The 25,123-nt window shown below is 67.8% G+C and carries 21 protein-coding genes; 17 read left to right on the top strand and 4 right to left on the bottom strand.

Annotation, left to right across the window (positions count from 1 at the left end):
• Positions 1–4 precede the first annotated feature (4 nt).
• Positions 5–955, bottom strand: coding sequence for a phosphotransferase family protein (locus JOE57_RS11865; protein ID WP_204918211.1), 951 nt, complete (start codon positions 953–955; stop codon positions 5–7).
• A gap of 55 nt (positions 956–1,010) precedes the next feature.
• Positions 1,011–2,582, bottom strand: coding sequence for a molybdopterin-dependent oxidoreductase (locus tag JOE57_RS19190; RefSeq protein WP_204918213.1), 1,572 nt, complete (start codon positions 2,580–2,582; stop codon positions 1,011–1,013).
• 69 nt (positions 2,583–2,651) lie between these two features.
• Here JOE57_RS19190 and JOE57_RS11875 point away from each other — a divergent pair, with 69 nt between their 5' ends.
• Positions 2,652–3,902, top strand: coding sequence for an isochorismate synthase (locus JOE57_RS11875; protein ID WP_338041280.1), 1,251 nt, complete (start codon positions 2,652–2,654; stop codon positions 3,900–3,902).
• A gap of 66 nt (positions 3,903–3,968) precedes the next feature.
• Here JOE57_RS11875 and JOE57_RS11880 read toward each other — a convergent pair whose 3' ends face one another.
• Positions 3,969–5,000 (bottom strand): hypothetical protein, encoded by a 1,032-nt coding sequence (locus tag JOE57_RS11880; protein WP_204918215.1) that lies wholly within the window; start codon positions 4,998–5,000, stop codon positions 3,969–3,971.
• 545 nt (positions 5,001–5,545) lie between these two features.
• Between JOE57_RS11880 and JOE57_RS11885 the strand changes: the two genes are divergently transcribed.
• The 16 genes from JOE57_RS11885 to argG all read left to right on the top strand — a co-directional run bounded on the left by JOE57_RS11885 (position 5,546) and on the right by argG (position 24,004).
• Positions 5,546–5,905 (top strand): NADH-quinone oxidoreductase subunit A, encoded by a 360-nt coding sequence (locus JOE57_RS11885; RefSeq protein WP_204918217.1) that lies wholly within the window; start codon positions 5,546–5,548, stop codon positions 5,903–5,905.
• A gap of 63 nt (positions 5,906–5,968) precedes the next feature.
• Positions 5,969–6,526 (top strand): NuoB/complex I 20 kDa subunit family protein, encoded by a 558-nt coding sequence (locus JOE57_RS11890; protein ID WP_204918219.1) that lies wholly within the window; start codon positions 5,969–5,971, stop codon positions 6,524–6,526.
• Positions 6,523–7,338, top strand: a complete 816-nt coding sequence (locus tag JOE57_RS11895) for an NADH-quinone oxidoreductase subunit C (RefSeq protein WP_338041281.1) — start codon at positions 6,523–6,525, stop codon at positions 7,336–7,338. Before JOE57_RS11890 ends, JOE57_RS11895 begins: the two co-directional genes overlap by 4 nt.
• Positions 7,338–8,693 carry an NADH-quinone oxidoreductase subunit D gene (locus JOE57_RS11900; protein WP_204918221.1) on the top strand — a complete coding sequence of 452 codons (1,356 nt, stop codon included), beginning with the start codon at positions 7,338–7,340 and terminating at the stop codon, positions 8,691–8,693. Before JOE57_RS11895 ends, JOE57_RS11900 begins: the two co-directional genes overlap by 1 nt.
• Complete coding sequence (nuoE, locus tag JOE57_RS11905; protein ID WP_204918223.1) at positions 8,690–9,439, top strand: NADH-quinone oxidoreductase subunit NuoE; 750 nt, start codon at positions 8,690–8,692, stop codon at positions 9,437–9,439. Before JOE57_RS11900 ends, nuoE begins: the two co-directional genes overlap by 4 nt.
• The gene (nuoF, locus tag JOE57_RS11910; RefSeq protein WP_204918225.1) at positions 9,436–10,761 is read left to right on the top strand and encodes an NADH-quinone oxidoreductase subunit NuoF; all 1,326 of its coding nucleotides are present in this window, start codon (positions 9,436–9,438) and stop codon (positions 10,759–10,761) included. The genes nuoE and nuoF overlap by 4 nt, the downstream gene beginning before the upstream one ends.
• Positions 10,758–13,217, top strand: coding sequence for an NADH-quinone oxidoreductase subunit G (locus JOE57_RS11915; RefSeq protein ID WP_204918227.1), 2,460 nt, complete (start codon positions 10,758–10,760; stop codon positions 13,215–13,217). Before nuoF ends, JOE57_RS11915 begins: the two co-directional genes overlap by 4 nt.
• A complete protein-coding gene (gene nuoH, locus JOE57_RS11920; RefSeq protein ID WP_204918229.1) occupies positions 13,214–14,593 on the top strand; it encodes an NADH-quinone oxidoreductase subunit NuoH in 1,380 nt (459 codons plus the stop codon). The genes JOE57_RS11915 and nuoH overlap by 4 nt, the downstream gene beginning before the upstream one ends.
• Entirely contained in the window at positions 14,593–15,222 is a 630-nt protein-coding gene (nuoI, locus tag JOE57_RS11925) for an NADH-quinone oxidoreductase subunit NuoI (RefSeq protein WP_204918232.1), read from the top strand. The genes nuoH and nuoI overlap by 1 nt, the downstream gene beginning before the upstream one ends.
• Positions 15,223–15,236: 14 nt before the next feature.
• Entirely contained in the window at positions 15,237–16,040 is an 804-nt protein-coding gene (locus JOE57_RS11930; RefSeq protein WP_204920408.1) for an NADH-quinone oxidoreductase subunit J, read from the top strand.
• The gene (nuoK, locus tag JOE57_RS11935) at positions 16,040–16,339 is read left to right on the top strand and encodes an NADH-quinone oxidoreductase subunit NuoK (RefSeq protein ID WP_204918234.1); all 300 of its coding nucleotides are present in this window, start codon (positions 16,040–16,042) and stop codon (positions 16,337–16,339) included. Before JOE57_RS11930 ends, nuoK begins: the two co-directional genes overlap by 1 nt.
• Positions 16,340–16,349: 10 nt before the next feature.
• Positions 16,350–18,266, top strand: a complete 1,917-nt coding sequence (nuoL, locus tag JOE57_RS11940) for an NADH-quinone oxidoreductase subunit L (RefSeq protein ID WP_204918236.1) — start codon at positions 16,350–16,352, stop codon at positions 18,264–18,266.
• A gap of 19 nt (positions 18,267–18,285) precedes the next feature.
• A complete protein-coding gene (locus tag JOE57_RS11945) occupies positions 18,286–19,803 on the top strand; it encodes an NADH-quinone oxidoreductase subunit M (protein ID WP_204918239.1) in 1,518 nt (505 codons plus the stop codon).
• Complete coding sequence (nuoN, locus tag JOE57_RS11950; RefSeq protein WP_204918241.1) at positions 19,803–21,401, top strand: NADH-quinone oxidoreductase subunit NuoN; 1,599 nt, start codon at positions 19,803–19,805, stop codon at positions 21,399–21,401. Before JOE57_RS11945 ends, nuoN begins: the two co-directional genes overlap by 1 nt.
• A gap of 37 nt (positions 21,402–21,438) precedes the next feature.
• Entirely contained in the window at positions 21,439–22,419 is a 981-nt protein-coding gene (locus tag JOE57_RS11955) for a polyprenyl synthetase family protein (protein ID WP_338041282.1), read from the top strand.
• A gap of 163 nt (positions 22,420–22,582) precedes the next feature.
• The gene (gene argG, locus JOE57_RS11960; protein ID WP_204918244.1) at positions 22,583–24,004 is read left to right on the top strand and encodes an argininosuccinate synthase; all 1,422 of its coding nucleotides are present in this window, start codon (positions 22,583–22,585) and stop codon (positions 24,002–24,004) included.
• Between the two features lie 21 nt (positions 24,005–24,025).
• Here the strand turns inward: argG and JOE57_RS11965 are convergent, their stop codons facing one another.
• Positions 24,026–24,919: an AraC family transcriptional regulator gene (locus JOE57_RS11965; RefSeq protein WP_204918246.1), complete on the bottom strand. Its 894-nt coding sequence runs from the start codon at positions 24,917–24,919 to the stop codon at positions 24,026–24,028.
• Between the last annotated feature and the right edge of the window lie 204 nt (positions 24,920–25,123).

Here is a 25,123-nt window from a genome sequence, read left to right on the forward strand (position 1 = left end):
TCGGTCACCAGCAACGACGCTGAGCCAGCCAGTCGGTGGCGACGTCGGCATACCAGCGTTGGTGGGCGCGAAGGTAGGGAGAGGTGGGCGGTGCCGGCTGGGCCCCCGCATGTCTGAAGTAGCCGATCAGCAGCGCCAGGAAGCAGTCGATCGCCTCGTGGTCGGCGCGGCTGAGCTGCTGGCTGTCGGCGAGCAGCACGTCGGCGTCCAGCCCGTCGCCGTGCATCGAGACCGCCAGTGAGACCGAGTCGGCCCAGGCCGGACCGACGACGGTGAAGTTCCAGTCGCAGAACCACACCGCCCGGTCCCGGCCGATGATCACGTTGTCGTCGCGCAGGTCACAGTGCACCAGGGTCTCGCCGGTGCAGAGCTGCAGAGCCTCGTCGGCGAGGGCACGAGCCTCCTCGCGACGGGTGAGCCAGATCCCCTCGGCAGGCAGTTCGTCCCAGCGGCCGCGTTCGGCTGCGAACTCCTCGGCCAGCGTCATCCAGTCGGCACCGGCCGGCGCCGGTGTGAGGGTACGGCTCATGGCTCCTGCGGTGTCCAGCACCAGCCGCGCCTCGGTCCGACTCCAGGGTCGTTGCGGGGGCCGGCCCCCGACATCGTCGAAGATCAGGATCACCCAGGCGGCACCGTCGATGTCGCCGTCATAGCTCCAGCGCAGCCGCGGCACCGGTACGGCGGTCGGCAGCAGGGCGAGCTTGGCGGCCTCAGCCCGGTAGGCCTGCCGGGTCCATTCCTGCTCGGGGTTGGTGGCCTTGACGAAGACGCTGGTGCCGTCGGTCAGCAGCAGCCGGGACGCGAACCCTGGGGTGAACCCGCTGTCCTGCGAGATGGCGCGCGCCACCCCAGCCCGCAGCTGATCCTGAACGAGACCACGCACCGCGGCGGGCAGGTCCTGCCAGTGCGGCCGACGGGCAGTGGCCCGGGCCGGGATGGTGAGTGGCTGCGGCATCGGCCCATGCTGTCAACCCGGGCTACCCCCCGCAAACGGGTTTCCGGACCGGCCGTCACTCGACCGTGAAGCGGATCTGGTGCCACCCTCGGGCGCCGGAGGGGAACACCTTGGTGCGCCTCTCCGGCTGGGTTTTGCCGGACTTGTCGGTGGCCCGGACCTCGGCGGTGTGCCGGCCCGCCGGGCCGCGGTAGACGAAGGACCACTGCCGCCACAGATCGACGCCGGCCTCGTCAGCCAGGGTGGCCTGCTGCCAGGGCCCGCCATCAATTCTGATCTCCACCCGTTCGATCCCGCGGTGCTGGGCCCAGGCCACGCCGGCCAGCACCGGCTTGTCCTTGCTGAGCATGCCCAGCGACTTCGGCACGTCGATCCGGCTCTGGGTCAGGATCGGCGCCTGGGTGGCCCACCCGCGGCTGGTCCAGTACGCCGTACGCCGGTCGTAGCGGGTGAACTCGATCCGCTCCAGCCATTTGGTACCGGAGACGAAGCCGTACAGCCCGGGGACCAGCATCCTGGCGGGGAACCCGTTCTTGTCCGGCAGCACCTCGCCGTTCATCCCGACGACGATCATCGCGTCCCGGCCGTCACTGACCGCCTGGTAGGGCGTGCTGCAGGTGTAGCCCTGGTCGCTGGAGTAGCTGAACACCTGGTCGACGCCCGTCTGGACGCCGACCCGCTTGATGATCTCCGTGAAGGGGACGCCGAGCCAGCTTGCTGTCCCGACATAGGGCCCGCCCACCTCGTTGGAGACACACGTCATGGTGATGTTGCGCTCGATCATCGGCAGCTCGAGCAGCTGTCGGTAGCTGAGGGTCAGCGGGCGGTCGACCAGGCCGTCGATGGTCAGGCTCCACTGGTCAGGGTCGATCCGAGGGGTCACCAGGGCGATGTCGACGCGGTAGAAGTCGTCGATCGAGGTCAGGAACGGGGTGTTCCCCTCGACCTGTGCTGCGGCCGGCACCGGCGCCGACCGCGATCCGGGTGAGGGCAACCCCAGCCTCCGTCGGGCCTCGGCGCCGGCCAGCCGGAGCTGGCTGACCACGATCCCTCCTCCGCCGAGGACGGCGGCAGTCAGTGCGGTGGCCCCGATGCCGGCCAGCAGGGCGCGGCGGGACGGGTGCGGGGCCGACCCGGCGGTACGGCTGCGACCGCCGATCCGACTGACCCGGTCGAGAGCCACCAGGCCGGCCAGCCCCGCGGCCACCGACGGCAGTGCATCCCAGGGCGTCGCGCCCGGACGCAGTGTCGCCGCCAGCACCCCGACCGCCCCGAGCAGGGCGATGCCGGTCAGCGCCACCGGCCGACGTCGCCACGCCAGCAGGCCGAGCAGGGCAGCGATGAGCAGCAGCACGACGGCGATGCCAGTCACCAGCACCGGCTTGTCGGCGGTGCCGAAGGTCCGGACGGCGAACTCCTTGGCCGGTGTCGGGGCGACGTCGATGAGGCTGGATCCGACGGCGATCAAGGGGGAGGCGTTGGGGTTCACCAGGGCCGCGACCCCGTGGCCGGCTCCGATCGCCGCAGCCGCTGCGGCCAGACCGGCCGCCAGTCGCCAGCCGGCGGCGGGCTGGTCCTGCGGCTCCGCGCCGGGCCGGGAGTCCGTCCGTTCCCTGGTGTCAGTCACATCTGGTGTTCGTCGCCGAGGGGTCGGACAGATTGGTCCGGCGGTTCGAGGGCGCACTACGCTGGCGACGTGACGTGGCCACCAGACTCAGCGCCGCCGCTTCGCGCCCATACGGTGGAGATCGCCGACCCCGGCCCGCTCGCCAGGTGGATGCCGCGCCAGGACGCGTACGCCTGGATCAAACAGGGCGACGGCATGGTGGGCTTCGGCGAGGTTGTCCGGCACAAGGCGCTCACCATCTCCGAGGCCGAGGAGTGGTGGTCCGACCTGGCCGGCAGCGTGATCATCGAGTCCGAGCTGGACGATCCACCGGCCGGATCCGGCCTGATCGCCTTCGGCACCTTCGTTTTCGACCCGAACAACTCCGCGGACCAGTCCACACTGATCGTGCCGGAGACGATCATCGGCCGGCGCAACGGGCGCAGCTGGCTGACCCGGATCGGCGTCGAGCCGGGTGGCGTCGGCATGTCCCTGCCCGACCCGCCCTGCCCGCCCCGGAATGTGAGCTATGCCGACGGCTCGCTGACCGGGCCCGAGTGGGAGGCCGCCGTCGCCCAGGCGGTGGCGCGGATCAACGCCGGAGAGTTCGACAAGGTGGTACTGGCGCGGGACCTGCTCGCCTTCTCCGACGGCCCGATCGACCCGCGCTGGCTGGTGCAGCGGCTGGCCGAGGAGTACAGCCGCTGCTGGACCTACCTCGTCGACGGTCTGGTCGGCGCGACTCCCGAGATGCTGGTGCGTCGGGAAGCCGGCCTGGCCACCTCGAGAGTGCTGGCCGGCACCATCCGCCGCTCCGGCGACAACAACCGCGACCTCGCCCTGGCCGCCGCCCTGTCCCAGTCGAGCAAGGACCTGGAGGAGCACGAGTACGCGGTCAGCTCGGTGGCCCGAGCGCTGAGCCCGTTTTGCTCGGGGATGAACGTGCCCGACGCGCCGTACGTGCTGGCGCTGCCCAATGTGCTCCATCTCGCGACCGATGTGACCGCCGTCGCCGACCGTGTCGCCAACTCGCTGGTCCTGGCCGCGGCGCTGCATCCGAGTGCTGCGGTCTGCGGCACGCCGACCGACGTCGCCCGGGCGACCATCGCCGAGCTGGAGCATCTGGACCGGGGCCGGTATGCCGGTCCGGTGGGCTGGGTGGATGCCCACGGCGACGGTGAGTGGGCCATCGCGCTGCGCTGCGGCCAGCTGTCGGCGACCGACCCCAACCAGATCAGGCTGTTCGCCGGCTGCGGCATCGTCGCCGGCTCCGACCCGGAGGCCGAGCTGGCCGAGTCCAACGCCAAGCTGGTCCCGATGCGCGACGCCCTGGGGGAGTAGCCCCCGCCGAACGGCAGCGGGTGGCTCGGTTTGCGCCCCCAATCCGACCACTGGCTGCCACTCGGCTCAGCCGAGCAGCGCCGTCTTGTCCGCGGCGGTCAGGGAGTCCCACGGATCGTCCCACCACTCCGGTGGCCGGATCGTCCACCGGTCCCGACTCCGGTCACGCTGGAGACCGCGCCGATGGGCTGCTCGCAGCCGCTGCCGCAGCTCCGCCCGGTGTCGGCGCAGGTCGAGGCTGTCGGCTCGCGTGACCACCAGGCCGAGCGCCTCGAACTTCTCCTCGCGTACGTTGTCGCGGTTGTGCTGGTCCCGGAGCCGATGGCCCTGCCCGTCGAACTCGGTCACCAGGCCGGCCTCGAGGTCGAGCAGGTCGGGAACGCCGACGAGATTGCCCCGGAGGTCGAACAGCGGCTGGTTGACCAGCGGCTTCGGCAGACCGGCCTGCAGCAGATAGAACAGCCGCAGCCGTGACTCCCAGGTGCTCAGCGTGTTCGGATCGGCTAGGACGACCGCCCGTCGCGCCCTGGTGATCCACCGCTGACGGGCGGCGGTGCCGATGTACCGCGCCAGGTCGCTGAGCTCGACGGTGCCGGCCTTCGACATCGCATCGAGGAACACGACGGCCTCCACCAAGTCTCGGGCCAGCCTGGCGCCGTCGAGGGCGGTGCGGAACGGACGCGTAACCCGGATGCCGCAGCGCTCGACCACCTGGTCGCCGGGAAGCTCGTCCCGCGAGTACCTGATCTTGTCGGTTGACTGTCGGCCGAGATCGGCACCGAGACAGATCTGGACCGGTTCCGGTCGCATGGTCCAGGGGTCGCGGCCGTCGAGCAGGTCGACACCCTGGATGAAGGCGGCGGCCCAGCCGCCGATCGCGCCCCGCTCGGTTACCAGCGGGTAGGCGTCCAGGATCCGCTGTGTCGTGGTCAGACCGACTACCGGATCGAGGGCGGGCGCGAAGTAGCCGCGGCTGGTGCTCCGCCACGCTCGACCTCGGGTCGACCCACGGCTCACCCCGGCCGACCTGAGCTCGGCGGCGGACCTCGGTCGATGGGCCTGCCGGAGCTCGGACTCGAATCGGGTCAATGTCCTCATCTGCTCAGCCTGCGCCGCAGAGTGGGTGGGGAAAGAGGAGAGCGCCAAGGCTGTGGACAACGTGGTGCGCGTCGAACGGCAGCGGGTGGCTCGGTTCGAGCCCCGATCAGGACCACTGGCTGCCACCCGATGCTCGAGCGTGGCCCGTTCATGGAAGGAACCACGGGACAGGTGATTTACGCAAGGATGTGATCACGTAAATCTGGGAGATATCCCTTGCAGGACAGGGGAATCGCCGAGCCGACAGATGGCCACCCGGATGACGGGCGAGTACCGATGGTCATAGACTGTCCCAGAGATAGTGAAGGAATTCACGAGCGCGGGACGTCCCCGGACGCCTTTCCGAAACAACTAGCAGGAGTGACGATGTCAGCAGCCTTGATCGGGTTGCGCCACGGCCCGTCGACAGGCCCTGGGTCTGTTGTCTCCTCGTCCTCCGGGCTCGGCGACTTGACGCCGTGCCGACTTGACGCTGCGATGGACAGGTTGAGCCACGCCCAGCGCCAGATGTCACCCCTCCCACCAAACCGAAGGGTAGCTAGCCGGTGAACCCCTATGTGCCGATCATCGTCTTGTTCGCGATCGCCGCGGGCTTCGTTGCGCTGACGATCATCACCAGCCTGCTCGTCGGGCCCGGCCGCTACAACCGGGCCAAGTACGACTCGTACGAGTGCGGGATCGAGCCCACGCCGCAGCCGGTGGGCGGTGGCCGGTTCCCGGTGAAGTACTACATCACCGCGATGCTGTTCATCGTGTTCGACATCGAGATCGTCTTCCTCTACCCGTGGGCGGTGGCCTTCGACAGCATGGGCGTGTTCGCGCTGGTCGAGATGGTGCTGTTCATTGCGACGGTCTTCGTCGCCTACTTCTACGTGATGCGCCGGGGAGGCCTGGAATGGGACTGACCTCCGGCACCCTGCCCCCGGCACCGGGCACCACTGGCACGCAACCAAGAAGCGAGGACTGATATGGGTGGCGTTGAAGAGAAGCTCCCGAGCGGCGTCCTGCTGACCACTCTCGAGGGCCTGTTCGGCTACATGCGCAGTGCGTCGTTCTGGCCGGCCACCTTCGGCCTGGCCTGCTGTGCGATCGAGATGATGACGTACGGCGCTCCGCGTTACGACTCCGGCCGCTGGGGCCAGGAGGTCTTCCGGGCCTCACCGCGCCAGGCCGACCTGATGATCGTCGCCGGCCGGGTGAGCCAAAAGATGGCCCCGGTACTGCGCCAGATCTACGACCAGATGCCGAACCCCAAGTGGGTGCTGGCGATGGGGGTCTGCGCCAGCTCGGGCGGCATGTTCAACAACTACGCGATCGTCCAGGGCGTCGACCACGTCGTCCCGGTGGACATCTACCTGCCTGGCTGCCCGCCGCGACCGGAGATGTTGATCGACGCCATGTTCAAGCTGCGGGACAAGGTGGCGCACACGCCGATCGGCATCAACGCCGAGAACGCCCAGACCGAGGCCGAGCAGGTCGCGCTGGAGGCGCCGGCCACGCACGAGATGAAGGGGCTGCTGCGGTGACTGAGGACAAGACTCCGGAGACCGGCGCGCCGGTGCAGCCCGAGCCGGCCCTTCCGGTGACCGGCAACCCGGCCCCGGTGACCCCGCCGGCGCCCGACATCTCCTCCGAGGACTCCGAGGCGGCCACCGCCGAGATCGAGAAGATGCAGGTCGCACCCGGTCGTACCGAGGTGCTGGCGACCCGCAAGGGCATGTTCGGCGTCCGCGGCACGGGCGACACCTCCGGCTATGGCGGCCTGACCAGGGTGGTCGAGTTCCCGGCCGGCTCGCAGCCGCCGTTCGGTGGCTGGTACGACCAGGTCTACGACCGGGTCGGCGCGCTCGTCCCCAACTACGGCGAGGTGATCACCAAGGTCGTCATCCACCGCGGTGAGATCACCTTCCACGTGGCCCGTGAGCACCTGCCCGTGCTGGTGCGGCATCTGCGTGACGACGCGCATCTGCGGTTCGAGTTCTGCAGCAGCGTCTCCGGCGTCAACTACCCGGCGGACACCGGCGCTGAGCTGCACGCCGTCTACCACCTGCAGTCCATGACCTACAACCGCAGGCTCCGGCTCGAGGTGTCCGCACCCGACTCGGACCCGCACATCCCCTCCGTCGTGTCGACCTATCCCACTGCGGACTGGCACGAGCGGGAGACGTTCGACATGTTCGGCATCATCTTCGACGGACACCCGGCGCTGACCCGGATCCTGATGCCCGACGACTGGCCCGGCCACCCGCAGCGCAAGGACTACCCGCTCGGCGGGATCCCGGTGGAGTACAAGGGCGCCACCATTCCGCCACCTGATCAGCGGAGGAGCTACAACTGATGACTACCACCCACGCGGGCACCGACCCGTACGCGCCGGGCAACGCTGACGACACGGCCGAGGGCCATGTCTACACGGTGACCGGGCAGGACTGGGACTCGATCGTCTCCGAGCAGGCCGAGCGCGGCGACGAGCGGATCGTGGTGAACATGGGTCCGCAGCACCCGTCGACGCACGGTGTGCTCCGGCTGATCTTGGAGATGGACGGTGAGACGGTCACCGAGGCCCGCTGCGGCATCGGCTATCTGCACACCGGCATCGAGAAGAATATGGAGTACCGCACCTGGACCCAGGGCGTGACCTTCTGCACCCGGATGGACTACCTGTCCCCGCTCTACCAGGAGGCCACCTACTGCCTCGGGGTGGAACGGCTGCTCGACATCGAGGACCGGATCCCGGAGAAGGCCAGCGTCATCCGGGTGCTGATGATGGAGCTCAACCGGCTGTCGTCGCACTTCGTCTGCATCGCCACCGGCGGCATGGAGATCGGCGCGCTGACCGTGATGACCATCGGCTTCCGCGAGCGGGAGAAGGTGCTGGACGCGCTCGAGCTGATCACCGGCCTGCGGATGAACCATGCGTACATCCGGCCGGGTGGGGTGGCACAGGACATTCCCGACAACGCCATCGACCACGTCAAGGACCTGGTGGCGTGGATGAAGAAACACCTGCCGGAGTATGCGGCCCTGTGCAATGAGAATCCGATCTTCAAGGGGCGGCTGGTCGGCGTCGGCGAGCTCGACCTGGCCGGCTGCATGGCGCTCGGCATCAGCGGTCCGCCGCTGCGCTCGACGGGCTACGCGTGGGACCTGCGCAAGATGCAGCCCTACTGCGGCTACGAGACCTACGACTTCGACGTCGTCACCAGGACCGACGCCGACGCCTACGGCCGGTTCCGGATCCGGCTGGACGAGATGTGGCAGAGCCTGCGGATCATCGAGCAGTGTGTCGAGCGGCTGGGCAAGATGAAGGGCCAGCCGGTGATGGTGGACGACGCCAAGATCGCCTGGCCGGCGCAGCTGTCCATCGGCTCGGACGGGATGGGCAACTCCAACGAGCACATCAAGCACATCATGGGCGAGTCGATGGAGGCCCTGATCCACCACTTCAAGCTCGTCACCGAGGGCTTCCGGGTGCCGCCCGGCCAGGCCTACGTCCCGGTGGAGAGTCCCCGCGGTGAGCTGGGCGCCCACGTCGTCTCCGACGGTGGCACCCGCCCGTTCCGGGCCCACTTCCGGGACGCCAGCTTTGTCAACCTGCAGGCGATGCCGGCCCTCTGCGAGGGGGCCATGGTCTCCGACGTCGTCGTAGCCGTCGCCAGTCTCGACCCTGTGATGGGAGGCGTCGACCGATGAGCGGCGAGCACGGCATGAAGACCCACTTCGAGGACTCCGGTGGTGTCGACTTCTCCGGTGACCAGACCACCATGATCACCGAGAAGACGCTGGAGGAGATGCGCCAGATCGCGGCCCGCTACCCGCAGCCGCGGTCGGCGCTGCTGCCGATGCTGCACCTGGTGCAGAGTGTGGAGAACCGGGTCACCCCGGCCGGGATCGAGGCCTGCGCGGAGATCCTGGGCATCTCGACCGCGGAGGTCAGCGGCGTGGCCACCTTCTACACCATGTACAAGCGCAAGCCGATGGGTGAGTACCACGTCGGGGTCTGCACCACGGCCCTCTGCGCGATCATGGGCGGCGACGAGGTGCTGGCCAGCCTGCAGGACCACCTGGGTGTGGGCAATGACGAGACCACCGAGGATGGCAAGATCACCCTCGAGCACCTGGAGTGCAACGCCGCCTGCGACTTCGCGCCGGTGATGATGGTCAACTGGGAGTTCTTCGACAATATGACCCCCGACTCCGCCAGGGAGGTCGTCGACCGGCTCCGCAACGGCGAAGAGGTATCCGCCACCCGCGGTGCCCGGGTCTGCAAGTGGACCGAGGCCGAGCGGGTGCTGGCCGGCTTCCCCGACGGCCGGGCCGACGAGGGCCCCACCGCTGGTGCGCAGTCGCTGCTGGGTCTCAAGATCGCACGCGACAACGGCTGGCAGGCGCCTGAGGTGCCGGCAGCGGGGCAGCAACACGCAGAGGAGGGCAAGTGACCGACACACTGACTCCGGTCCTCACCGCCAACTGGGGCGACGACCGGGCCTGGAAGCTCTCCAACTACGAGCGCACCGGCGGCTACAAGGCCCTCCGGACCGCCCTCGCCATGCAGCCCGATGAGGTCGTGTCGCTGGTCAAGGACTCCGGCCTGCGCGGACGAGGGGGCGCCGGCTTCCCGACCGGGATGAAGTGGTCGTTCATCCCCAAGAACAACCCGAACCCCACCTATCTGGTGGTGAACGCCGACGAGTCCGAGCCGGGCACCTGCAAGGACATCCCGCTGATGATGGCCAGCCCGCACACGCTGGTCGAAGGGGTGATCATCTCCGCGTACGCGATCAAGGCTAAGTACGCCTTCATCTACGTCCGTGGTGAGGTCCTGCACGTCATCCGCCGGGTGCAGCAGGCGGTCCGTGAGGCGTACTCGGCCGGTTACGCCGGGCGGAACATCCTCGGCACCGGCGTCGACCTGGAGATCGTGGTGCACGCCGGCGCGGGCGCCTACATCTGCGGCGAGGAGACGGCCCTGCTGGACTCGCTGGAGGGTCGGCGCGGGCAGCCCCGGCTACGACCGCCGTTCCCGGCTGTGGCCGGTCTCTATGCCAGCCCGACGGTGATCAACAACGTCGAGTCGATCGCCTCGGTGCCCTGCATCGTGGCCAACGGCGACACCTGGTTCAGCTCGATGGGTACCGAGAAGTCGAAGGGCATGACGATCTACTCGCTGTCCGGGCACGTCGCCAACCCGGGCCAGTTCGAGGCACCGATGGGGATCACCCTGCGTCAGCTGCTCGACCTTGCCGGTGGGATGCGTAACGGCGGCCAGTTGAAGTTCTGGACCCCCGGCGGCTCGTCCACCCCGATCCTGACCGACGAGCACCTCGACATCCCGCTCGACTACGAGGGCGTGGCCGCGGCCAAGTCGATGCTCGGCACCAAGGCGCTGCAGTGCTTCGACCAGACCACCTCGGTGGTCCGGGCCGTCAAGCGCTGGACCGAGTTCTACAAGCATGAGTCGTGCGGCAAGTGCACCCCCTGCCGGGAGGGCACCTGGTGGCTGGTCCAGATCCTCACCCGGATGGAGGCCGGTCAGGGTCAGGAGGGCGACATCGAGAAGCTGTTGGATCTCTGCGACAACATCCTCGGCCGGTCGTTCTGCGCGCTGGCCGACGGCGCGGTGTCGCCGATCGCCTCGGCCATCCAGTACTTCCGAGAGGAGTTCGAGGCCGCGATGCACACCCCGGCCTGGGAGCTGTTCCCGTACGAGAAGAGCTCGCTGTTCACCAAGACGGACGCCGAATCTGGAGCGACGGTATGACAGTCACCACCGACACCAAGAAGTCCGACGACCTCGCTCCGCGTGAGGACCTGATCACCCTGACCATCGACGATGTCGAGGTCTCGGTGCCCAAGGGGACGCTGGCGATCCGGGCCGCCGAGCTGATCGGCATCGAGATCCCGCGCTTCTGCGACCACCCGCTGCTGGACCCGGTCGGCGCCTGCCGGCAGTGTCTGGTCGAGGTGCCCGACGCCGGTAACGGCCGGGGGATGCCCAAGCCGCAGGCCTCCTGCACCCTCGAGGTGGCGCCCGGCATGCAGATCAGGACCCAGCTGACCTCGCCGGTGGCCGACAAGGCCCAGCACGGTCAGATGGAGTTCCTGCTGATCAACCACCCGTTGGACTGCCCGATCTGCGACAAGGGCGGTGAGTGCCCACTGCAGAACCAGGCGATGTCGAACGGCCGCGGCGAGACCCGGTTCGAGGGTGTCAAGCGGACCTACCCCAAGCCGATCAACATCTCCGCCCAGGTGCTGCTGGACCGGGAGCGGTGCATCCTCTGTGCCCGCTGCACCCGGTTCTCCGAGCAGATCGCCGGCGACCCGTTCATCGCCCTGGTGGAGCGCGGTGCACTGCAGCAGGTCGGCATCTACGAGAAGGAGCCGTTCGAGTCGTACTGGTCGGGCAACACGATCCAGATCTGCCCGGTCGGCGCCCTGACCAGTGCCGCCTACCGGTTCCGGTCCCGGCCGTTCGACCTGGTCTCCACTCCGTCGGTCGCTGAGCACGACGCCTGCGGGTCGGCCATCAGGGTCGACCACCGGCGCGGCACCGTCATGCGTCGGCTGGCCGGTGACGATCCCGAGGTCAACGAGGAGTGGATCACCGACAAGGACAGGTTCGCCTTCCGCTACGGCCGCGGTGACGACCGTCTCACCCGACCGCTGGTCCGGGACGGGGAGGTGCTGCGGCCCGCCTCCTGGCAGGAGGCACTCGACGTCGTTGTCGCCGGTCTGCAACGCGCGGCTGGCGCGGTCGGGGTGCTCACCGGTGGCCGGCTGACGGTCGAGGATGCCTACGGCTACTCGAAGTTCACCCGGATGGTGCTCGGCACCAATGACATCGACTTCCGCTCCCGGCCGCACTCGGCCGAGGAGGCCGACTTCCTGGCGGCCGCTGTGGCCGGCACCGGCCGCGGCGTGACCTTCGCCGACCTCGAGCGGGCCTCGTCGGTGCTGCTGGTGGCGCTGGAGCCCGAGGAGGAGGCCGGGATGATCTTCCTGCGGCTCCGCAAGGCGTTCCGGAAGAGGGGGCTGAAGTCGTGGACACTCGCCCCCTTCCGCAGCAACGGCGCCCGGAAGATGGGCGCAACGGTGATCAAGACCGTGCCCGGTGCCGAGGCAGAGGCGTTGGCCGCCCTGCCGGAGGAGGTGCTGCTGGACGCCGAGTCGATCATCCTGGTCGGTGAGCGCGCTGCTGGTAGCTCGGGTGCACTGACCGCCGCGTTGGACCTCAGCCGGAGCACCGGCGCCCGGTTGGCCTGGGTGCCACGGCGGGCGGGCGACCGCGGCGCGGTGGAGGCGGGCTGCCTGCCGAACCTGCTGCCCGGTGGTCGACCGGTGGCCGACGCTGCCGCCCGCGTCGACACCCAGACCACCTGGGGGGCTGGCTCGCTGCCGGCTCTGGAGGGCCGCGACGGCGACGAGATCCTGCTGGCCGCAGCCGACCATGAGCTGAAGGCGCTGGTGGTCGCCGGTGTCGACCCGGTCGACTTCATCGACCCGCAGTCGGTCCTTGCCGGTCTCGAGGAGAGCGACTTCGTGGTCAGCATCGAGACCCGGGCCTCTGCCGTCACCGAACGCGCCAACGTCGTGTTCCCGGTGGCCCTGATCGAGGAGCGCTCCGGCACCTTCATCAACTGGGAGGGCAGGGAGCGTCCGTTCGAGGTGGTGATCAAGCAGGCCAACCCGATGACCGACCTGCGCGTCCTGGCCGCGCTGGCCGACGCGCTCGGCAAGGATCTCGGCGTTCGCTCCGCAGCTCAGGCGCGGGCCGAGCTGGCCGAGCTCGGACGCTGGGACGGCGACCGCGCCGCCGCACCGCAGATCGGCGCCGGTCGCCCCGGCGCTGCCGAGGACAGCACCGCCGTTCTCGCCACCTGGCGGCTCGGCCTGGACGACTCGCGGGCGATGGCCGGCGAGCCGCATCTCGCGGCCACCGTTCGCAGGCCGGTGGCACGGCTCAGCCCGGCCACCGCCGCGGCAGCCGGCATCACCGACCGGGTGAGCGTCTCGAACGACCGCGGTGCCGTCAGCTTCCCGGTGGAGATCGTCGACGACATGGTCAACGGAGTCGTCTGGATCCCGACCCGCTCAGCCGGAATGGGCGTCGGCGAGCATTTGGCCACCACCGCCGGTGATGTGGTACGGATTGGCCCTGCCGCGCTGACCGCCGACGTGGCCCCAGCTGAGCAGAGAGAGGGGAGTGTCGTATGACCACCTGGGCAGGACTCACCCCGATGGATCTCACCCTGTTCGGCAACGACCCATGGTGGCTGGTGCTGATCAAGGCGTTGTTCGCCTTCGTGCTGCTGCTGGTGCTGACGCTGTTCACCATCGTCTTCGAGCGCAAGGTCGTCGGCAAGATGCAGCACCGGCGTGGCCCCACCATGAACGGCCCGTTCGGCAGCCTGCAGTCGCTCGCCGACGGCATGAAGCTGATGTTCAAGGAGGACTTCACGCCGAAGGCCGCCGACAAGGTCATCTTCATGCTGGCTCCGTTCGTCTGCTCCATCCCCGCCATCACCGCGTTCTCGGTGATCCCGTTCGCCGGCACCGTCAAGGTGCCCTTCAGCGACCGGACCACTCAGCTGCAGGTGTCCGACCTGCCGGTCTCGGTGCTGTTCGTGGTCGCGATCGCCTCCGTCGGTGTGTATGGCATCGTGCTGGCCGGCTGGTCGTCCGGCTCCACCTACGCGCTGCTCGGCGGACTGCGCTCCAGCGCCCAGGTGATCTCGTACGAGGTCGCGATGGGCCTCAGCCTGGTGGCGGTCTTCCTCTATGCCGGCTCGATGTCCACCTCCGAGATCGTCGACGCGCAGGCACACCCGCAGATGGTGAACCTGTTCGGCTTCGACATCGGGCTGCCCAGCTGGTACGCCATCGTGCTGATCCCGTCCTTCGCCATCTACATCATCTCGATGATCGGCGAGACCAACCGGGCTCCGTTCGACCTGCCCGAGGCCGAGGGTGAGCTCGTGGGTGGCTTCCACACCGAGTACTCCTCGATGCGGTTCGCGATGTTCTTCATGGCCGAGTACATGAACATGATCACCGTCTCGGCGCTGGCCACCACGCTGTTCCTCGGCGGCTTCCACGCACCGCTGCCGTTCAACCTGATCCCTGGCCTGGACTCTGGCTACTGGGGGGTCCTGTGGTTCGTGCTCAAGGTGCTGGTCTTCCTCTTCATGTTCGTCTGGCTCCGCGGCACCCTGCCCCGGCTGCGGTACGACCAGTTCATGCGCTTCGGCTGGCGCTGGCTGATCCCCCTGTCCCTGGTCTGGATCGTCGCCGTGGCGGCGTTCCGGGTCGGAACGGCGGAGGGCTGGTTCCGGACCAGGGGCTTCTGGATCGTCGCCGCGGTGATCTTCATCGGGCTGATCGCCTTCTCGTTCCTGGGCGGCAAGGAGGAGCCGGAGGAGGAGCAGCAGCCCGAGGGCGAGTTCGACGCGTTCGCCGGGGGCTACCCGGTGCCGCCGATGCCCGGCCAGGAACTGCCCGAGCTGGCCGGTGTGCTGAGCGCGCAGGCCGAACCTGAGGACACGACTGTGCGACGCGACAGCGTCCGATCCGAGAACGGAGCTGATTCCTGATGGGCCTGCTTGATCCGATTGCCGGGTTCGGGGTCACGTTCAAGACGATGTTCCGCAAGACCTTCACCCAGGAGTACCCGCTCAAGCCCAAGGTGACCGCACCGCGGTTCCATGGCCGGCACCAGCTCAACCGCTGGCCGGACGGGCTGGAGAAGTGTGTCGGTTGCGAGCTGTGCGCCTGGGCCTGCCCGGCGGACGCGATCTACGTGGAGGGCGCCGACAACGTCGACGCCGTCGACGGCGAGCAGAGTGGCCGCTATTCACCGGGTGAGCGCTACGGCCGCGTCTACCAGATCAACTACCTGCGCTGCATCCTGTGCGGTCTGTGCATTGAGGCCTGCCCGACCCGGGCACTCACGATGACGAACGAGTTCGAGCTCGCCGATGACAGCCGCGCCAAGCTGATCTACGAGAAGCAGGATCTGCTCGGTCCGCTGCTGCCGGGAATGCAGGAGGCACCGCATGAGCGCAAGCTCGGTGACGACGAGCAGGCCTACTTCCTCGGCCTGCCGGCCTCCGGCCGGCCGGACGACCGGGCCGGTGACATCTCCTCCTACGTACCGCCGGTGATGAACAAGGGCTTCAAGAAGCCCAGCGAGACCAACACGAGCAAGGGGAACCGGAAGTGAACCTGCTGATACCGATGGTCACCGGGCCGACGGTAGCCTTCTGGCTGCTCGCGCCGATCATGGTGCTGGCCGCGCTCGGTGTGGTGCTGTCCAAGAAGCCGGTCCACGGGGCCATGTGCCTGGCGACGGTGATGATCTCGCTGGCGGTGCAGTATGCGGCGCAGGACGCGCCGTTCCTGTTCGCGGTGCAGATCATCGTCTACACCGGCGCGATCCTGATGCTGTTCCTCTTCGTCCTGATGCTGGTGGGGGTCGACGCCGCCGACTCGCTGGTGGAGACGATCAAGGGGCAGCGTCCGCTGGCCGCCATTGCCGGTGCGGCCTTCGTGGTGCTGCTGGTGTTCGCCGTCGGCAACGGGCTGGTCGGCCAGCCGGTCGGCCTGACTGCGGCCAACGAGGCCAACGGCGGGAACGTCCCCGGCATCGCGGCGCTGCTGTTCACCCGTTACGTGTTCGCCTTCGAGGCGACCTCGGCGCTCCTGATCACCGCAGCGCTGGGGGCCATGGTGTTGGCTCACCGGGAGCGGCTGACCAAGAAGAAGCGGCAGCCCGAGCTGGTGAAGGAGCGGATGCGCAAGTACGCCGAGACCGGCCAGCATCCCGGACCGTTGCCCACCCCCGGCGTGTTCGCCCGGCACAACGCCGTCGACACCCCCGCCCTGCTGCCCGACGGCTCGGTCTCCGAGCTGTCGGTGTCGGAGACCCTCAAGGCGCGCGGTGTGGTGCTGGACAGCTATGAGCTGTCGGCCCCGGTGGAGAAGACGGTCAAGGCGATCGCCGCCGACGGCTCCGGCGCGGACGAGGAGGGCAGGGCCTGATGGACCCGAACAACTACATCGTCCTGTCGGCGCTGCTGTTCACGATCGGCGCTGTCGGCTTCACGATCCGGCGCAACGCCATCGTCGCCTTCATGTGCGTCGAGCTGATGCTGAACGCCTCCAACCTCGCCCTGGTCACCTTCTCCCGGATGCACGGCCAGCTCGACGGACAGATCGCCGCCTTCTTCGTGATGGTGGTGGCTGCTGCCGAGGTGGTCGTCGGCCTGGCGATCATCGTGGCGATCTTCCGGACCAGACGTTCGGCCTCGGTCGACGACGCGAACCTGTTGAAGTTCTGAGAGGACCAAGGTGAACCCGCTAGAAATCGTCACCCCGGTCGCGGCATCGGGCATCTTCTCCTATGCCTGGCTGCTCGTCGCCATCCCCGCCCTCAGCGCAGCTGTGCTGCTGGTGGCGGGGAGGTTCGCCGACTCCTGGGGCCACCTGCTCGGCACGCTGGCACCGATCGCCTCGTTCCTCATCGGCGTGCTGCTGTTCGTCCAACTGCTCGGCGCCGATGAGAAGTCGCGTGCCGTGTCGGTGCCACTGTATGAGTGGATCGCCACCGGTAGATGGAACATCAGCGTCGGACTGCTGGTCGACCAGCTGTCGATCGTCTTCGTCCTCCTGATCACCGGCGTCGGCAGCCTGATCCACATCTACTCGATCGGCTACATGGCGCACGACGAGCGCCGCCGTCGTTTCTTCGGCTACCTCAACCTGTTCGTGGCGGCCATGCTGCTGCTGGTGCTCGCCGACAACTATCTGATCCTGTTCGTCGGCTGGGAGGGCGTCGGCCTGGCGTCCTACCTGCTGATCGGCTTCTGGCAGCACAAGCCGTCGGCCGCGACCGCCGCCAAGAAGGCGTTCGTGGTCAACCGGGTGGGCGACCTGGGTCTGTCGATCTCGATCATGCTGATGCTGGCCACCTTCGGCTCGTCGGCCTTCATCGACGTCAACAAGGGTGCGGAGAGCATGGGCGGCACCCTCGCCACGGTGATGGGCCTGCTGCTGCTGCTCGGCGCCTGCGGGAAGTCGGCCCAGGTGCCACTGCAGTCCTGGCTGCTGGATGCGATGGAGGGCCCCACCCCGGTGTCGGCCCTCATTCACGCCGCCACCATGGTGACCGCTGGCGTCTATCTGGTGACCCGCTCGCACGCCGTGTTCGGCCAGTCCGAGGTGGCCAGCACCGTCGTTGTCATCGTGGGTACGGTGACGCTGCTGTTCGGCGCCTGGATCGGCTGTGCCAAGGACGACATCAAGAAGGTGCTGGCCGGCTCGACCATGTCGCAGATCGGCTACATGATGCTCGCCGCCGGCATCGGCCCGGCGGGCTATGCGTTCGCGATCTTCCACCTGCTCACCCACGGGTTCTTCAAGGCGAACATGTTCCTCGGGGCCGGTTCAGTGATGCACGGCATGAACGACGATGTGGACATGCGGCGCTACGGCGCGCTGGCCCGGGTGATGCCGATCACCTTCGTCACCTTCGCCACCGGCTACCTGGCCATCATCGGCTTCCCGTTCTTCGCCGGCTACTTCTCGAAGGACCACATCATCGAGGCTGCCTTCGAGCACAACACCCTGGTCGGGGTACTGGCCCTGGTCGGCGCCGGAGTCACCGCGTTCTACATGACCCGGCTGATGCTGATGACGTTCCTCGGCCGGAAGCGGTGGAAGGACGACGTGCACCCGCATGAGTCGCCGCTGGTGATGACCATCCCGTTGATCATCCTCGGGGTGGCCTCCATCTTCGGCGGTCTGGTGCTGAACAACTGGATCGGCGGCTGGCTCGAGCCGGCCACCGGCGGTGCCCATCAGGGCGAGGCGACCGGACTGCTGCACTTCAGCCTGATCGGCGTCGTCACCCTGGTTGTGGTGGCCCTCGGCGTCGTGGTGAGCTGGCTGGCGTTCGGCCGTCGGGCGGTTCCCGAGACGGCACCCGACACCCGCAACCCGCTGGTGCTGGCTGGTCGGAACGACATCTACGGCGACGCGTTCAACGAGGCGGTGTTCATGCGGCCCGGCCAGGGTCTGACCGCCGGGCTGACCGCCCTGGACCGGTCGGGCATCGACGGTACGGTCAACGGTGGTAGCGCCGTGGTCGCCGGCCTGTCCACCAGGCTGCGTCGCTGGCAGAGCGGTCTTGTACGGTCGTACGCCCTGACCATGGTGGTCGGCGTCGCCGTTGTCGGAGCGGTACTCGTCCTCGGCCGGCTGGGCTGAGAGAGAGCAGACAATGACTATGACTCTTCCCTGGCTGACGATTCTCGCCCTGGTCCCGCTGGTGGGCGCCCTGGCGCTGATCCTCGTGAAGGGCAAGGCCGCCAAGCAGGTCGGTCTCGGCTTCTCGATCCTCACCCTGGTCATCGCCGTGGTGGTGGCGCTGCAGTACAGCAACGGCGGTGGGATGCAGTTCGTCGAGCAGCACAAGTGGATCGGCGCGTTCGGCGCCCACTATGCACTCGGCGTCGACGGGCTCGGACTGACTCTGGTGCTGCTGACCGTGGTGCTGGTTCCGGTGGTGCTGGTCGCCAGCTGGAACTCCGCGGACCAGGCCAGCCGCTGGACCTCACGTGCCTTCTTCGCGCTGGTGCTGGTGCTGGAGAGCTTCTCGCTCTACGTCTTCACGGCCACCGACGTGCTGCTGTTCTACATCTTCTTCGAGGCGACGCTGATCCCGATGTACTTCCTGATCGGCAGCTTCGGTGGTCCGCGACGCTCGTACGCGGCGATCAAGTTCCTGCTGTTCTCGCTGGCCGGCGGCCTGATCATGCTGGCGGCGGTGGTCGGCCTCTATGTGGTGTCGGCTCGGGCCGGTCAGCCGACCTACCTGCTGTCCGACCTGATGAACCTGAACATCTCCGGCAACACCGGCCGTTGGCTGTTCCTCGGCTTCATGTTCGCGTTCGCGGTCAAGGCGCCGATGGTTCCTTTCCACACCTGGCTGCCGGATGCCGCGGAGCAGTCGCCGGCGGGGGCGTCGGTGCTGCTGGTCGGCGTGCTGGACAAGATCGGCACCTTCGGCATGATCCGGTTCTGTCTCGGCCTGTTCCCCGAGGCCAGCACCTGGGCGACCCCGGTGGTGGTCATCCTGGCCGTCATCTCGATCCTCTACGGGGCCATCGTGGCCATCGGCCAGAAGGACCTGATGCGACTGATCGCCTTCACCTCGATCAGCCACTTCGGCGTCATGGTGCTGGGCATCTTCGCCTTCACCAGCCAGAGCCTGACCGGCTCCACCTTCTACATGATCAACCACGGCTTCACCACCGGCGCCTTGTTCCTGCTGGCCGGCTACATGATCAGGCAGCGCGGCTCGCAGGCGATCGCCGACTTCGGCGGCGTGCAGAAGGTGGCGCCGGTGCTGGCCGGGCTGCTGCTCTTCTCCGGCCTGTCGTCACTGGCGCTGCCGGGGCTGTCCAGCTTCGTCTCGGAGTTCATGGTGCTGGCCGGCACCTTCTCCCGCTACCCGGTCTACGGCGTGCTGGCCACGCTGGCGACCGTGCTGGCCGCGCTCTACATCCTGATCATGTACCAGCGCACGATGACCGGGCCCGTGACACCCATGGTGGAGGCGAAGATGACTGACATCACCGCGCGGGAGAGGTGGGCGCTGGCCCCGCTGGTGCTGCTCATCCTGTTCCTCGGCATCTTCCCGAAGCCGATGCTCAACCTGATCGAGCCCGCCATGCAGACCACCATCCAACATGTCGGCGTGTCCGACCCGACGCCCAAGATCACCGCGGAGGGCGGCAAGTAATGACCGAGACTGCTCTGTTCCTGCCGGTGCTGGAGATCACCGCACCCAAGCTCGAGTACGGCCTGTTGATGCCGTTCATCCTGATCTTCGCCGGCGCCTGCCTGGGTGTCCTGGTGGAGGCGGTCTTCCCGCGGGCGCTGCGTTTCAACGTGCAGCTCGCGGTGACGTTCATCTCCATCCTGGCCGCGATCTTCATGGTGCTGCGGAACTGGATCGTCGGAACCGAGGCCATCACCGCCGTCGGCTCGGTGGCCGTCGACGGGCCGACCTACTTCCTCTGGCTGACCCTGCTGATCCTCAGCGGGCTGGCCTTCCTGGTCTTCGCCGAGCGCCGGCTGGAGAACGGGGCGACGGCCTTCGCGCCGCAGGCTGCGGCCGTGCCCGGCACCGCGATGGAACAGGAGGCGGTGGCGGCGAGGATCGAGCACACCGAGGTCTTCCCGCTGGCGCTGTTCGCGCTGTCCGGCATGATGCTGTTCCCGGCCTCGAACGACCTGATCACGATGTTCGTCGCCCTCGAGGTGCTGTCGCTGCCGCTCTACCTGCTGTGCGGGCTGGCGAGGCGGCGCCGGCTGCTGTCGCAGGAGTCGTCGCTGAAGTACTTCATGCTGGGTGCGCTGTCGTCCGGCTTCTTCCTCTACGGCGTGACCCTGCTGTACGGCTACTCCGGCTCGTTCAAGCTGGCCGACATCGACGCAGCACTGCGTACCGGCACCCAGAACGACGGCCTGCTGCTGGCCGGCCTCGGCCTGCTCGGTGTCGGGCTGCTGTTCAAGGTCGGTGCGGTCCCGTTCCACTCCTGGACGCCCGACGTCTACGTCGGGGCGCCGACAGCGGTGACCGGCTTCATGGCCGCCTGCACCAAGATCGCAGCGGTCGGGGCGCTGCTGCGGGTGTTCTACGTCGGCCTCGGCGCGGACCGCTGGGACTGGCAGCCGATGATGGGCATCATCGCGGTGGCGACGATGGTGGTCGGCTCGGTGCTCGCGATCACCCAGACCGATGTGAAGCGGATGCTGGCCTACTCCTCGATCGCCCACGCCGGGTTCCTGCTGACCGCCTTCGTCGGCGCGTCCCAGCTCGCCACCGGCAAGCCTGCCGGCTCGATCTCCAGCGTCGGCGCGATCATGTTCTACCTGGCCGCCTACGGCGTCTCCACCATCGGGGCGTTCGCCCTGCTGACGATGGTCCGCGGCCGGGCTGGCGAGGCGGCGCTGCTGTCCTCCTGGTCGGGGCTGGGCAAGACGTCGCCGATGGTGGCGGGCGTGTTCGCGCTCTTCCTGCTGAGCTTCGCCGGGATCCCGCTGACCAGCGGCTTCATCGGGAAGTGGGCGGTGTTCGTCGCCGCCTGGGCCGGCGGGGCGTACTGGCTGGTCATCGTGGCGGTCCTGATGAGCCTGGTGGCTGCCTTCTTCTACATCCGCGTCATTGTGCTGATGTTCTTCTCCGACCCCGGAGTCGAGGCCCCCGAGGTGGTACGCCCCAGCTGGACCACGCTGACGGCGATCGGTGTTGGAGCGGTCGCTACTGTGGCCCTAGGTGTGTTCCCAGGGCCGCTGCTGGATCTCGCTCAGCACGCGGGTGAGTTCCTCCGCTGAGCGGTGAGCTGCTGGGGCTTGGCGATGGAGAGGTGCAGTGCTAGCTGAAGAGACGCGGAACGAGGAGTTCGCCGACTCCGTCCGCGACCTGCTCGACGTCGTCGAAGGCGAGCTGCTGGCCGCGGCCGAGGCCAACACCGCGCTGGTGACCGAGGCGGCCAGGCACATCATCTCGGCCGGCGGCAAAAGGTTCCGGCCGCTGCTGGTCGTCCTGGCCTCCCAGTTCGGACCGTCGGCTGCCCGCGACGATGTGGTCAGGTCTGCTCTGGTGGTCGAGTTGACCCATGTTGCGAGCCTGTACCACGACGACGTGATGGACGACGCCCGGCTGCGCAGAGGATCGCCCAGCGCCAACGTGCGGTGGGGCAACTCGGTCGCCATCATGGTCGGCGACTTCCTCTTCGCCCGGGCCTCCGACATCGTCTCGGAGCTGGGCACGGACTTCGTCCGGATGCAGGCGCGGACGTTCGCCCGGCTGGTGCAGGGCCAGATCGCCGAGTCGGTCGGCCCGCAGGACGGCGAGGACCCGCTGCAGCACTACCTGCAGGTGGTGGCGGACAAGACGGGTTCGCTGATCGCCACCTCGGCCGTGTTCGGGTCCAAGGTCGCCGGCGCCGACCGAGAGGTGCAGGACATCCTGGCCGCGTTCGGTGAGGAGATCGGCATGGTCTTCCAGCTCAGCGACGACATCATCGACATCACCAGCGACGAGACGGGAAAGACCCCCGGCACCGACCTGCGCGAGGGCGTGCCCACGCTGCCGATCCTGCTGGTGCGGCAGTCGGCGGACGCCGGCGACGCCCGGCTGCTCGAACTGCTCGACTCCGACCTGAGCGACGACGACACGCTGAGCGAGGCGCTGGCACTGCTCCGTCGCCACCCGGCGGTGGAGCGGGCCCGAACCGAGGTCCGTCGCCGGGCCGAGCAGGCCCGTGCGCTGCTCGAGCCGCTGCCCGACGGGCCGGCCAAGTCCGCCCTCCAGGACCTCTGCGACTCAGTCGTCACCCGCTCCTCCTGACCGGGCCTCCTTGTCGGTTTCCCAAGTCGACTTGGGAAACTGTTACGCAGCCAGGGGAATCTCCCTGGCTTCGTGACAGTTTTCCTGGCTGCGTACGGGCGGAGAGCCGCACGGCCAGCCCCTGATTACATAAGTATGCACTCCATCGCATATCATTGACGTCATGTCTAAGGTCTTGACGAGTCTGCCGGTGGGTCAGCGCGTGGGCATCGCCTTCTCTGGAGGTCTCGACACCTCCGTAGCGGTCGCCTGGATGCGTGAGAAGGGCGCCATCCCGTGTACGTACACCGCCGACATCGGCCAGTACGACGAGCCGGACATCGAGTCCGTCCCGCACCGCGCCGAGGCCTACGGGGCCGAGATCTCCCGGCTGGTGGACTGCCGGGCCGCGCTGGTGGAGGAGGGCCTGGCGGCACTCACCTGCGGCGCGTTCCATATCCGGTCCGCTGGCCGGATCTACTTCAACACCACGCCACTCGGCCGTGCCGTCACGGGCACCCTGCTGGTGCGGGCGATGCTGGCGGACGACGTACAGATCTGGGGCGACGGGTCGACCTTCAAGGGCAACGACATCGAGCGCTTCTACCGCTACGGGCTGCTCGCCAACCCACATCTGCGGATCTACAAGCCCTGGCTCGACACCGCCTTCGTCAGCGAGCTCGGCGGCCGCAAGGAGATGTCGGAGTGGCTGGTTGAGCGGGACCTCCCGTACCGCGACAGCACGGAGAAGGCGTACTCGACCGACGCCAACATCTGGGGAGCAACCCACGAGGCGAAACGGCTCGAGCACCTCGACACCGGGATCGAGATCGTCGACCCGATCATGGGCGTGCGGTTCTGGGACGACTCGGTGGAGATCGTCCCGGAGGAGGTGACGCTGCGGTTCGAGCAGGGCCGCCCGGTGGCGATCAACGGCAAGGAGTTCGGCTCCGCCGTCGACCTGGTGGACGAGGCCAATGCCATCGGCGGTCGCCACGGGCTCGGCATGACCGACCAGATCGAGAACCGGATCATCGAGGCCAAGAGCCGCGGCATCTACGAGGCGCCCGGGATGGCGCTGCTGTTCATCGCGTACGAACGGTTGGTCAACGCCATCCACAACGAGGACACCATCGCCACGTATCACAGCGAGGGCCGGCGGCTCGGCCGCCTGATGTACGAGGGACGCTGGCTGGACCCACAGTCGCTGATGTTGCGTGAGTCGCTGCAGCGCTGGGTGGGCTCGGCGGTGAGCGGTGAGGTGACGCTCCGGCTTCGGCGGGGTGAGGACTACTCGATCCTGGATACCCAGGGGCCCAACTTCAGCTATCACCCCGACAAGCTGTCGATGGAGCGGACCGAAGACTCGGCCTTCGGGCCCTCGGACCGGATCGGCCAGCTCACCATGCGCAACCTGGACATCGCGGACTCGCGGGCCAAGCTGGAGCAGTACTCAGCCCTCGGGCTCGTGGGCAAGGCCCACACCGCGTTGGTGGGCACCCTCGAGGTCGGCGGGTCAGAGGCCATCGCCTCGCTCGGGACCGGCCCGGAGGACGCCGAGTCGGAGGCGCTGGACCGTGCGGCGATGGAGTCCGGCACCGACTGAGCCAAGCTCCCTGATCGCCAGTCACTGACCGGGCCGTGAAGCGCCCTCGACCGAAAGATCGATCTGGATGGCAAGGGGCTTTCGCTCGAGGGATCCTCGCTGAGCGAAGGGGTGAGGATGGCGGTGCAACTGGCGATAGGCGGTTGGGCTCATGCCACGTTCCCGGCTGAACTCGTTCGACATGTGGCTCTGGTCGTAGTAGCCGGTCTGGTGAGCAACCGTGGTCAGGGAGAGATCAGTCGTGGAAAGAAGCTCACAGACGGCCATCAGACGCACCGAACGCAGGTACCGGTGTGGAGTCGTGCCGAAATGAAGTTTGAACTGTCGGGTGAAGTAGCTGGGCGACATGGCTGCCGCGTCGGCCAGCTCCTCAACCGTGATCTTGCGGTGATACTCCCCGGCGATCATCTCGATGGCAGCGGTTAAGGGCAGAAGCTCATCCTTCAGGCTGTGCCGGGGCTTCAGGCTCTTGGTCACCCCCGCCAGGCCGATGATCTCCTCCCTCTCGTCTCGAAGCGGCCACTTGGTTGTGGTGAACCAGTCGTACGAGCCGTCGACGTTGCGGACGAGCTCGACGAGGTCGACGACCCGCCTTCCTGCCTGCAAAATGTCCTCGTCGTATTGACGGTAGTGCTCGACCAGGTGGGCCGGTGAGATGTCTTCGTCCCTGAGCCCGATCACCTGGCGGGCGTGGCGATAACCGAGATGGCGCACGAGCGCGTCCGTGCACAGCACGAAGCGACGCTGATCGTCCTTCACAAAGAACAAGTTGCCCAGCTCGTTCATGGCATCCATGGTTACCCGGAATAACAAGGCTACCTGCTGAATCGGTTTGGATGTGGGCAACGGTGTGCTCTTCTTTCCATGGCTGGCAATGCACCATGGTCGATTCTGACGACCAAGCAGCTGCAGCATTTGTCGAGTGTGCAAGCAGAATAGCCGCCCATGCTCACGCGCGTCCATGTGCCCGCTGCTGCAAGAAGAGCGGGATCGAGCAGGAATTTCCATGACATAGGCACAAGTTTCCAAGGCCCTGCCGATCTGGCGGTCATAGCCTGAGGCCACTTGAACACTCCACAGAACGCCATTTTCGGTGACGGATGCAAGCAGGGGCTGGAG

The organism is Microlunatus panaciterrae (assembly GCF_016907535.1).
Taxonomy (GTDB): domain Bacteria; phylum Actinomycetota; class Actinomycetes; order Propionibacteriales; family Propionibacteriaceae; genus Microlunatus; species Microlunatus panaciterrae.